11 protein-coding genes are annotated in these 9,881 nt (G+C 66.8%); 4 read left to right on the top strand and 7 right to left on the bottom strand.

Annotated features, from left to right (window positions below):
• Positions 1–85: 85 nt before the first annotated feature.
• Complete coding sequence (locus BLR51_RS22945; protein ID WP_242656819.1) at positions 86–1,228, top strand: DUF6456 domain-containing protein; 1,143 nt, start codon at positions 86–88, stop codon at positions 1,226–1,228.
• A 66-nt stretch (positions 1,229–1,294) separates the two neighbouring features.
• Here BLR51_RS22945 and BLR51_RS22940 read toward each other — a convergent pair whose 3' ends face one another.
• Complete coding sequence (locus BLR51_RS22940; protein WP_089851377.1) at positions 1,295–2,809, bottom strand: catalase; 1,515 nt, start codon at positions 2,807–2,809, stop codon at positions 1,295–1,297.
• A 107-nt stretch (positions 2,810–2,916) separates the two neighbouring features.
• Here BLR51_RS22940 and BLR51_RS22935 point away from each other — a divergent pair, with 107 nt between their 5' ends.
• The 3 genes from BLR51_RS22935 to lipA all read left to right on the top strand — a co-directional run bounded on the left by BLR51_RS22935 (position 2,917) and on the right by lipA (position 5,354).
• Positions 2,917–3,846, top strand: a complete 930-nt coding sequence (locus tag BLR51_RS22935) for a LysR substrate-binding domain-containing protein (protein ID WP_089851375.1) — start codon at positions 2,917–2,919, stop codon at positions 3,844–3,846.
• A 92-nt stretch (positions 3,847–3,938) separates the two neighbouring features.
• Complete coding sequence (locus BLR51_RS22930; RefSeq protein WP_089851373.1) at positions 3,939–4,253, top strand: DMT family transporter; 315 nt, start codon at positions 3,939–3,941, stop codon at positions 4,251–4,253.
• A gap of 150 nt (positions 4,254–4,403) precedes the next feature.
• Complete coding sequence (gene lipA / locus BLR51_RS22925; RefSeq protein ID WP_089851371.1) at positions 4,404–5,354, top strand: lipoyl synthase; 951 nt, start codon at positions 4,404–4,406, stop codon at positions 5,352–5,354.
• 24 nt (positions 5,355–5,378) lie between these two features.
• On the opposite strand, the gene BLR51_RS22920 is transcribed toward lipA, so the two are convergent.
• The 6 genes from BLR51_RS22920 to chrA all read right to left on the bottom strand — a co-directional run bounded on the left by BLR51_RS22920 (position 5,379) and on the right by chrA (position 9,871).
• Positions 5,379–5,603, bottom strand: coding sequence for a ribbon-helix-helix domain-containing protein (locus BLR51_RS22920; RefSeq protein WP_089851369.1), 225 nt, complete (start codon positions 5,601–5,603; stop codon positions 5,379–5,381).
• Positions 5,600–5,776, bottom strand: a complete 177-nt coding sequence (locus BLR51_RS22915; protein WP_089851367.1) for a DUF4169 family protein — start codon at positions 5,774–5,776, stop codon at positions 5,600–5,602. The genes BLR51_RS22920 and BLR51_RS22915 overlap by 4 nt, the downstream gene beginning before the upstream one ends.
• A 118-nt stretch (positions 5,777–5,894) precedes the next feature.
• Positions 5,895–7,289 (bottom strand): class II fumarate hydratase, encoded by a 1,395-nt coding sequence (gene fumC, locus BLR51_RS22910; protein WP_089851365.1) that lies wholly within the window; start codon positions 7,287–7,289, stop codon positions 5,895–5,897.
• A 100-nt stretch (positions 7,290–7,389) separates the two neighbouring features.
• Positions 7,390–7,956 carry a class I SAM-dependent methyltransferase gene (locus BLR51_RS22905; protein WP_089851363.1) on the bottom strand — a complete coding sequence of 189 codons (567 nt, stop codon included), beginning with the start codon at positions 7,954–7,956 and terminating at the stop codon, positions 7,390–7,392.
• 86 nt (positions 7,957–8,042) lie between these two features.
• Positions 8,043–8,510, bottom strand: coding sequence for an SspB family protein (locus BLR51_RS22900; RefSeq protein ID WP_089851361.1), 468 nt, complete (start codon positions 8,508–8,510; stop codon positions 8,043–8,045).
• Between the two features lie 95 nt (positions 8,511–8,605).
• Positions 8,606–9,871, bottom strand: a complete 1,266-nt coding sequence (gene chrA, locus BLR51_RS22895) for a chromate efflux transporter (RefSeq protein ID WP_089851359.1) — start codon at positions 9,869–9,871, stop codon at positions 8,606–8,608.
• Positions 9,872–9,881: the final 10 nt, after the last annotated feature.

The following is a 9,881-nucleotide window of genomic DNA, read 5'->3' as shown; positions in this document are numbered from 1 at the left end:
TTTGACGAAACCAGGATGATTTTAACCGTCGGGTAACACACACACCAATAGGTTGCGTGCTGCTGGGGATAAACTTGTGAACAACATGACCAAGCCACCGGGATCAGGATCATCTGCCGCCGCAGCCGGAGCGGCCCGCTGGGCGGCGCATTTGCCAGCATGGGTGCCGGAAGAGGCCCGGCTTTATCTGGCGCATACCGAAGGCGGCGAGGGCATCCGCAAACTGGCGCGCGAGGCGGGGCGCCATGCCTCCACCGTGCTGCGGCAGGTGCGGCGCATGGAAACGCTGCGCGATGACCCGCTGGTGGACGGGGCGCTGCGCAAGCTTGGCGGGATCGAGGCGGGGGCGATGCAGGCGCGGCCCGGCAAGGAGTGCGGAACGATGGCCGAAGCGCTGAACGACATGACCCCCGACGCGGTGACGCTGGCGCGGGAGGCGCGGCGCGTGCTGCGGCGGCTTTGCGAAAACGGCGCCGTGCTGGCGGTGGCCGCCGAGATGGACAAGGCCGTGGTGGTGCGCGACACCGGGCAGGGCGGGTCGGCCCGCACGGCGGTGGTGGATGCGCCGGTGGCGCAGGCCCTGGCGCTGAAGGGCTGGATCGCCTGCGAGGCCCCGGCGCGGATTTCCCGCTATCGCATCACCCCCGGCGGGCGTGCTGCGCTGAGCCATCTGCTGGCGGAACAGGAAAACAAGCTGCGCGGCTTTGCCGAGGCGCAGGCGGGCTTTGACACCGGGCGCGCGGCAGAGGCGGCGCTTGACGCCGAAGAGGCCGATCCCCGGGGCCGCCGCCGCTATGTCATCGCCGAAAGCCCGCTCGCCGTGCTGGCACGACGGCGCGAGAAGGACGGCGCGCCGTTTCTGGCCGAGGATCTGGTGCGGGCGGGCGAAAGGCTGCGCGAGGATTTCGAACTGGCGCAGATGGGGCAGCGCGCGGCGCAGAACTGGGACCAGTATCTGACCGAAGGCGTGGTGCCGGGCGCGGGCGAAGCGCATCCGCGCGGGCCCGAAGCGGCGCGGCTGCGGTTCTCGGCGGCGCTGCGCGAGTTGGGGCCCGGGCTGGGCGACGTGGCGCTGCAATGCTGCTGCTATCTGGAGGGGCTGGAGACCACGGAAAAGCGCATGGGATGGGCCGCCCGGTCTGGCAAGATCGTGCTGCGCATCGCGCTGCAGCGGCTGAAACGGCATTACGACCTGACCACCGGACCCGGCGGCGGGCTGATCGGCTGAGCGCTTGCGGGGGCGATGGAAAAGGGGGCGGTGCCGTGGCACCGCCCCCTGACGTTGGGCCCTAGATCATTCCGCGACGCGCACCGGCGTATCGCCGGTGACGGGAATGCCGGGATAATCGTCGATAGTGCCGGATTTCAGATCCTCGGCAGCCTTGCGCACGCCCGCCTCATATTCGGGGTGCACGCGGCGCAGCACGGCATACCAGCGCTCTTTCACGCTGTCCGAACAGGGCGACATGGCGCGGGCCATGTTCAGATGCAGCCGCTTGCGCCCGCCCTCGTCGAGCACCTCGGCATAAAGCGCGCGGGGCTGGACGTAATCGGCATCCTTGTCTTCCTGCACATAGCGGTCGGCATCGCCGGAAATGCGCAGCGGCGGCTCCATCACGGAAGGATCGGCCTTGGCGGATTCCTCATACTGGTTGGGCTCGTAATAGGCATCCGGATGGCCGGTGACCTGCGGGAAGAACCGCATCGATCCGTCCTTGTGATAGTGATGCACCGGCGCTTTCGGCGCATTGGCGGGCAGGGCCTCGTAATGGGTGCCAAGCCGGTAACGATGCGCATCGGCATAGGCAAAGATCCGGCCCTGCAGCATCTTGTCCGGTGAAAAACCGATGCCGGGGATCTTGTTGGACGGCGAATAGGCAGCGTTTTCCACGAACTGCCAGTAATTGTCGGGGTTGCGGTTGAATTCCAGCATGCCCACCGGGATCAGCGGGAACTGGTCATGCGGCCAGACCTTGGTCAGATCGAACGGGTTGAAGTCCAGCGTTTCCGCCTGCGCCTCGGGCATGACCTGAATGTTCAGCTCCCATTTCGGGAAGCGGCCCTCGTCGATCGCGTTATACAGATCTTCCTGATAGCTTTCGCGGGTCTTGCCGATCAGTTCCTCGGCCTGTTCGTTGGTGTAGTTGCGGATCGGCTGCTGGCAGCGGAAATGGAATTTCACCCAGTGCCGTTCCCCCGCCGCATTCCACATGGAATAGGTGTGCGAGCCATAGCCATGCATGTGCATCGGGTTCACCGGAATGCCGCGATCCGACATCAGGATGGTGACCTGATGCACCGATTCGGGCTGGGCGGCCCAGAAATCGAACATCGCTTCCGGCGAACGCAGGTTGGTCTTGGGGTGGCGCTTCTGCGTGCGGATGAAATCCGGGAATTTATAGGCGTCGCGGATGAAGAAGATGGGGGTGTTGTTGCCCACCACATCCCAGTTGCCGTCTTCGGTGTAGAATTTCACCGAAAAGCCGCGCACGTCGCGTTCGGCATCGGCAGCACCCAGTTCGCCCGCCACGGTGGACCAGCGCGACAGGATCTCGCAGGTGGTGCCCACCTTGGAGAACAGGCTGGCGCAGGTGTAGCGGCTGATGTCATGCGTGACGGTAAAGGTGCCCTGCGCGCCCCAGCCCTTGGCATGCACCACCCGTTCGGGGATGCGTTCGCGGTTCTGATGGGCCAGCTTTTCGATCAGCTGATAATCCTCCAGCAGCACCGGGCCGCGCGGGCCCGCCGTGGCGGAGGTGTTGTTGCTGGGCACCGGCGCGCCGGCGGAGGTGGTCAGTCGCTTGGTCATGGCTTCCTCGATGGAGTGGTGGGGCAGCTTCCCCTTCACCGACAGGATGTAGAAGCCCTTAGATAATTTCCAATTGCAGTTTATTTAAAGATTGATAACATTTTCCTATGAACCTGACCCTCCGCCAGCTCGGCTATTTCAAGGCCCTGTCCGAACAGCGCAATTTCCGCCGCGCGGCGGAGGCCTGCCATGTGTCGCAGCCCGCGCTGTCGGTGCAGATCCGCGAACTGGAAACCACCCTGAACGGCCCGCTGGTGGAACGCCATGCGCGCGATGTGGTGCTGACCCCCTTCGGGCGCGAGGTGCTGGAGGTGGCCGACCGCATCCTTGGCGAGGTGGCGGCGCTGGAACAGGCGGCACGGCGGCGCGGCGGGCTGACCGGACGGCTGGCGCTGGGGGTGATTCCGACCATCGCGCCCTATTTCCTGCCCGAAGCGCTGGCGGCGATGCGCGCGGCGGACATCTCGCTTGACGTGTCGGTGACGGAGGCGGTGACCGACCGGTTGCTGGATCAGCTGCTGGATGGCAGGCTGGATGCCGCCGTGATCGCGCTGCCCGCCGAACGCGAGGGCATCGCCGCAGAACCGCTGTTCGAGGACCGCTTCCTGCTGGCGGGCAGCGCCGCACGGCTGGAGCTTTACAACGACGTGCCGCATCCCGAAGGACTGGGCGAAAGCCAGCTGCTGCTGCTGGAGGACGGGCACTGCCTGACCGATCAGGCGCTGGCGGTCTGTGGCCGCAGCCGGGGCAATGCGCGCATCAATATGGGGGCATCGTCGCTGGCCACGCTGTCGCGGCTGGTGGCGGCGGGGTTCGGCCTGACCCTGATGCCGGAGATCGCCATTCCGACCGAAGCGCGCGCCGCCGAGGGCATGTGCCTGCGCCGCTTCGCCACTCCGGAGCCGTCGCGCAGCATCGGGCTGGTGCGCCGCGCCAGCACGCCCGCGCAGGGCTGGTTCACCGATCTGGCGCAGCGGCTGCGCGGGGTGGGCGAGGATCTGACGGCGCGGTCGCGGGCAAGCGTTCCTGCCTATTGACCCCCGCGCCAGAGCCGCCATATCTGGCGGCGAAGGACGACGTTCCCCAGATCGGGAACCACGCGGGACGGCCCGAAGCAATGGAGCGTGTCATGGCGTGGATCCTTCTGGTGGTCGCCGGTCTTCTTGAAATCGTCTGGGCTTTTGCGATGAAGCAGTCGCATGGCTTCACCCGGATTGTCCCAACGCTGGTGATGGTGGCGGGCATGGCCGGGTCGTTCTGGCTGCTGAGCCTGTCGATGCGCAGCCTGCCCTTGGGCACCGCCTATATGGTCTGGACCGGGATCGGCGCGGTGGGGGCCTTTATCGTCGGCATCCTGTTTCTGGGCGAGGCGCTGACGCTGCAGCGCGGGATCGCGGCGGCGCTGATCGTGGCGGGCATGGTCACCATGAAGCTCTCCTCCTGACCGCGCGGCGGGCTTGGCAATTGCGCTTTCCCCACAAGGGGCGTAGGGATCGGGGAACCGTCGCCCCCGATCGGGCGGACCGGCTCTGGCATGGGGCCGGACGCTGCCCTATCTTGAAGGCGACCTGACCCAGCACGCGGGGAATTTGCCATGCGCGACCTCAAGATCCCGGCACAGCGCCACCCGGAAAAGGCGCACCGTCCTGACAACGCCCAGCCCAAGAAACCGGACTGGATCCGCGTGAAGGCGCCCGGCGGCGAGGGCTATAACGAAACCCGCCGCATCATGCGCGAACACAAGCTGGTCACCGTCTGCGAAGAGGCGGGCTGTCCCAATGTGGGCGAATGCTGGAGCCAAGGTCACGCGACCATGATGATCATGGGCGACATCTGCACGCGCGGCTGCACCTTCTGCAACATCGCCACCGGTCGCCCCGAGACACTGGACGTGTTCGAGCCGGGCCGGGTCGGGGATTCGGTGGCCAAGCTGGGGCTGAACCATGTGGTCATCACCTCGGTGGACCGCGACGATCTGGACGATGGCGGGGCGGAGCATTTTGCCCAGACCATCCGCGCCGTGCGCCACCGTTCGCCCGGCACCACGATCGAGATCCTGACGCCGGATTTCCTGAAATGCGCGCCCTCGGTGCTGGAAACCGTGGTTGCGGCGCGGCCTGACGTGTTCAACCACAATCTGGAAACCGTGCCCGGTCTTTACCCCGAGGTGCGGCCCGGCGCGCGGTATTTCCATTCGCTGCGCCTGCTGCAGCGGGTCAAGGAGCTTGATCCGCGCATCTTCACCAAGTCCGGCATCATGGTCGGGCTGGGCGAGGACCGCAAACAGGTGGGGCAGGTCATGGATGACATGCGCGCGGCGGATGTCGATTTCCTGACCATCGGGCAGTATCTGCAGCCGACGCCGAAACATCACCGCGTCGACCGGTTCGTGACGCCGGATGAATTCGCGTCCTACGAAAAAACCGCCTATGGCAAGGGCTTCCTGATGGTGTCGGCCACGCCGCTTACCCGGTCGAGCTACCATGCGGGGGATGATTTCGCCCGTCTGCGCGCGGCGCGCGAGGCGCGTCTGGCGAAAGCCTGATCCCGTCCCCAAGGGCGCGGCGGCTCAGCCCTGCCGCGCCTTGACCTGCTGCAGCACATAGACACGGATGGCGGAGGCGAGCCCCGATTCGAGCCCGCGCGATTCGTCGATCTCCGTGGCCAGCGCGTTCAGGGTCTTGCCCTCGGCTTCGGCGATGACACGGAATTCCCGCCAGAAAATCTCTTCCAGCGATACAGATGTGCGATGCCCGCGCAGCGTCAGCGAGCGTTTGACCGGACGCCCGCTCATTCGTCGAGCTTGTGGCCGTCCAGCGCCGCGTCCGCTTTCTTGGCGCGCGCGGCTTCCAGCATTTTTTCGGCCTTGCTCAGACCGTGTCGGGCGGCATTCTGATCCGCGGCGGCGCGTTTTTCGGCGCGCTGCCGGTCCTTGCGGGCCCGGTTGAGATTGATGACCTTGCTCATGGCAGGGACTTTAGCGCGGCGGTGCGCGGCGGCAATGTGTGCAAAATGATAAGGCGCTGCCACATCGGCGGAAAACCGGGGCCCGCGCAGGGCCCCGGAGGACAGGCAGAAGACCGGTTCAGCCCTTGGGGCCGATCATGTCTTCGGGGCGCACGATGCGGTCGAAGGTCTCGGCATCGACAAAGCCAAGCGCGATCGCCTCTTCCTTCAGCGTGGTGCCGTTCTTGTGCGCGGTCTTGGCGACCTTGGTGGCGTTGTCATAGCCGATGGTGGGGGCCAGCGCCGTGACCAGCATCAGCGATTCCTTCATCAGCTTTTCGATCCGCGCCACGTTGGCCTGCGTGCCCACCACCATGTTGTCGGTGAAGGCAGAGGCGCTGTCGCCCAGAAGCTGCATGGACTGCAGCACGTTGTAGCTCATCATCGGGTTGTAGACGTTAAGCTCGAAATGGCCCTGCGATCCGGCAAAGCCCACGGCGGCGTCATTGCCCATCACATGCGCGCAGACCATGGTCAGCGCTTCGGCCTGCGTCGGGTTGACCTTGCCCGGCATGATCGACGAGCCCGGTTCGTTTTCCGGCAGGATCAGTTCGCCCAGACCCGAGCGCGGGCCGGAACCCAGCAGACGCATGTCGTTGGCGATCTTGAACAGCGAGGCCGCCACGGTCTTCAGCGCGCCCGAGAACATCACCATGGCGTCATGGGCGGCAAGGGCTTCGAACTTGTTGGGCGCGGTGACGAAGGGCAGGCCGGTGATGTCGGCCATGTTCTTCGCGACCATCTCCGCCCAGCCTTTCTGGGTGTTGAGCCCGGTGCCCACGGCGGTGCCGCCCTGCGCCAGCTCGTAGATGTCGCCCAGACAGGCCTCGACCCGCTCGATGCCCTTTTTCACCTGATGGGTGTAGCCGCCGAATTCCTGACCCAGCGTCAGCGGCGTCGCATCCTGCGTATGGGTGCGGCCGATCTTGATGATGTCGCGGAATTCCTCGGACTTGGCGGCCAGCGCGTCATGCAGCTTGCGCAGGCCCGGCAGCAGCACGTCACGCGCCTGCATCGCGATGGCGACATGCATCGCGGTCGGGAAGGTGTCGTTGGAGGACTGGCCCATGTTGCAATGGTCGTTCGGGTGCACGGGCTTCTTGGAGCCCATTTCGCCGCCCAGCATCTCGATGGCGCGGTTCGAGATGACCTCGTTCGCGTTCATGTTGGACTGCGTGCCCGACCCGGTCTGCCAGACCACCAGCGGGAAGTTGTCGTCGAACTGGCCCTCGATCACCTCGGAGGCGGCGGCGATGATCGCATCGGCGATCTGCGCCTCCATCGTGCCCAGATCCTTGTTGGCCTGCGCGCAGGCCTTCTTGACCACGCCAAGCGCGCGGATGATCGGCACGGGCTGCTTTTCCCAGCCGATCGGGAAATTCATGATCGACCGCTGGGTCTGGGCGCCCCAGTACTTGTCGGCGGGAACCTCCAGCGGGCCGAAGCTGTCGGTTTCGGTGCGGGTCGTGGCCATCTCTGCCTCCTGAAAGCATACGATTGTGTGCGGTTTAGCGGCAGCTTGGGGCAGGGGCAACGGCGCAGAAGCTGCCCGCGCTGCCGTTAGCGCCCCAATCTCAGGCCGCAGGCCTCCGCAGGCGGTAGATCTGGGCGGGCGGCATGTTGTGCCAGACCCGGCGCCCGCGTTCCGCCACCAGCCCCAGATCGCGCATCAGCGGGCCGGGCACCGGATTGGACGGACCATAGGTGAACTGGATAAGCGGCGCCCCCGGCGGCAGCAGCCGGAACGCCGCCTCCAGAATGGCGCGCTGCAGGTCGCGCGGCAGCGACAGCAGCGGCAGGCCCGACACCACGGCCCGCGCCGTGGGTAGCCCGATGCGGTCCATGTCCTGCGCGCCGCGATGATGCAGATGCACATCCGGGTGCCGCAGCCGCAGGAAAGAGACAAAATCATCATTGATTTCGAGCAGATGCAGATCCGACGGCGCGATGCCCGCCTCCAGCAGCGCCCGGGTGATCTTGCCGGTGCCCGGCCCCAGTTCCACCACCGGCCCCGTGCCCTCGGGCACTTCCGCCGCCATGGCGCGGGCCAGCCGTTCGGACGAGGGCATCAGCGCCGAGACCGACTGCGGTCGGCGCAGCATCTGCCCCAGAAACAGGCTCAGATCGCTGGTGTTCCGCATGTGCCCCCGCCCTCCCGCGCCGCGCTCAGCCGTGAGGCCGATGCGACGCGGCCCGCCATCGGTGGCAGCGGGTCACGGGCGAATGCTCATTTGCGGAAGGAATCAAGCCGGACCACCTCTGCGTCCTGCTGGCGCGGCTCCACCGCGCGGGGGCGCTTGGGCTTGTCATCCGGCGGGGTCGGATCCTCGTCGTCATCCTCGTCATGGGTCTCGAAGCGCAGACCGAATTCCACCGACGGATCGACAAAGGTCTTGATCGCGTCATAGGGGATATACAGCCGCTCCGGCGCGTCGCCAAAGTTCAGCGTGACCGCGAAACCGTCGTCATTCACCTCCAGATCGTCATACCAGTGCTGCATGACCACGGTCATTTCGCCCGGATAGCGGTCGGACAGCCAGTCGGCCAGTTCCACATCCGGATGCTGGGTGTCGAAGGTGATGAAGAAATGATGCTCGCCCGGCAGACCGGAGGCCTGCACCCCCGCCAGAACGTCATGAATAAGCCCGCGCATGGCGCGATGCATGAGATTGCCGTAGTCGATGCCGCCGGACATGGCCCTGATCCTCGTGCCTTTCGGCCACCATATTCGATTTGGCGCCGAGGAAAAGAGGTGCGGGGAATTTTCCGCCGACGGCGCGGCATGGGGCATCACCCCCAGCCCGCCAGCCGCAGCGCGCCGCCCGCCATCGCGCAGACCAGCAGCGTCAGCAGGATCGACCGCTTTGCAGGCCCCAGCAGCAGCGCGGCAAGCGCTGTCAGCAGCACCGCATCCAGCCGCAGCGTGGCGGGATCAGGCAGGGTCAGGCGCAGCGGCCACGCCTCCAGCACGACGCTTTGTGCAAACAGCACGTTGATGGCGAACCACAGCGACAGGTTGGCGATGACCCCCAGCACGGCGGCGGTCACCGCCTCCAGCGCTGCCTGCAGGCGCGGACGGGCCAGCAGCCGTTCCAGATGCGGGGCAAAGGCGAAAATCCACAGGAAACAGGGCAGGAAGGTCATCCACAGCACCAGCGCGCCCGCCGCCAGCGCCATGGGCCAGCCCCCCGCGCCATGGCCCGCCAGCATGCCCACAAACTGCGTGACAAGGATCAGCGGCCCCGGCGTGGTTTCCGCCAGCCCCAGCGCATCGGCCATCTGCGCGGGCGTCAGCCAGCCGCGCAGCGCCACCGCCTCCTGCGCCATCCATGCCAGCACCGCATAGGCGCCGCCAAAGGACAGCACCGCGAGCTTGGCGAAGAACAGGCCCAGATCGACCAGCAGGCCCTGACCGGCCAGCGCCAGAACCGGCAGCGGCAGCAGCCAGAGCGCGGCCCAGACCAGCAGCGCGCGCCAGTTGCCCGCGCCCGCAAGTGGGGGCGGGGGCGCGGCGGGGGCGGGATCCGCCCTCGGGCGCAGGATTCCCACCAGCGCCGCCCCCGCCACCACCAGCGGAAAGGGCAGCTGCAGCGCATAAAGCGCCACAAAGGCGGCCAGCGCCAAGGCCAGCGCCAGCGGCCCCCGCAGCACCCGCCGCCCGAGCCGCAGCAGCGCCTGCACCACGATGACGATCACCGTGGCCTTGACCCCCAGCAGCACCGCCTCGGTCTGCGGCAGGTCGCCCCATGCGGCATAGGCCAGCGCCAGCGCCGCGATGACCAGCGCGCCGGGCAGCACGAACAGCCCGCCCGCGATCAGCCCGCCGGGCACGCCGCGCAGCCGCCAGCCCGCCCATGTGGCAAGCTGCATCGCCTCTGGCCCCGGCAGCAGCATGCAGAAGGACAGCGCGCGCAGATACTGGCGTTCGTCCAGCCAGCCGCGTTCGTCGACCAGAACGCGGTGCAGCAGGCCGATCTGCGCGGCGGGGCCGCCAAAGCTCAGCAGGCCGATGCGGCCAAAGGTGCGGGTGAGGTCGGCAAGGGTGGGGGCAGTCATCGCGCCTGTC

Source organism: Salipiger marinus (genome assembly GCF_900100085.1).
GTDB lineage: Bacteria > Pseudomonadota > Alphaproteobacteria > Rhodobacterales > Rhodobacteraceae > Salipiger > Salipiger marinus.
The sequence above is the reverse complement of the archived record's forward strand: the minus strand, read 5'-3'. Positions and strand labels throughout refer to the sequence as shown.

What these genes read in the sequence shown, in the direction of transcription:
- BLR51_RS22945 (WP_242656819.1), top strand. Translation starts at nt 86, where the DNA reads ATGACCAAGCCACCGGGATCAGGATCATCTGCCGCCGCAGCCGGAGCG.
- BLR51_RS22940 (WP_089851377.1), bottom strand. Translation starts at nt 2,809, where the DNA reads ATGACCAAGCGACTGACCACCTCCGCCGGCGCGCCGGTGCCCAGCAAC.
- BLR51_RS22935 (WP_089851375.1), top strand. Translation starts at nt 2,917, where the DNA reads ATGAACCTGACCCTCCGCCAGCTCGGCTATTTCAAGGCCCTGTCCGAA.
- BLR51_RS22930 (WP_089851373.1), top strand. Translation starts at nt 3,939, where the DNA reads ATGGCGTGGATCCTTCTGGTGGTCGCCGGTCTTCTTGAAATCGTCTGG.
- lipA (WP_089851371.1), top strand. Translation starts at nt 4,404, where the DNA reads ATGCGCGACCTCAAGATCCCGGCACAGCGCCACCCGGAAAAGGCGCAC.
- BLR51_RS22920 (WP_089851369.1), bottom strand. Translation starts at nt 5,603, where the DNA reads ATGAGCGGGCGTCCGGTCAAACGCTCGCTGACGCTGCGCGGGCATCGC.
- BLR51_RS22915 (WP_089851367.1), bottom strand. Translation starts at nt 5,776, where the DNA reads ATGAGCAAGGTCATCAATCTCAACCGGGCCCGCAAGGACCGGCAGCGC.
- fumC (WP_089851365.1), bottom strand. Translation starts at nt 7,289, where the DNA reads ATGGCCACGACCCGCACCGAAACCGACAGCTTCGGCCCGCTGGAGGTT.
- BLR51_RS22905 (WP_089851363.1), bottom strand. Translation starts at nt 7,956, where the DNA reads ATGCGGAACACCAGCGATCTGAGCCTGTTTCTGGGGCAGATGCTGCGC.
- BLR51_RS22900 (WP_089851361.1), bottom strand. Translation starts at nt 8,510, where the DNA reads ATGTCCGGCGGCATCGACTACGGCAATCTCATGCATCGCGCCATGCGC.
- chrA (WP_089851359.1), bottom strand. Translation starts at nt 9,871, where the DNA reads ATGACTGCCCCCACCCTTGCCGACCTCACCCGCACCTTTGGCCGCATC.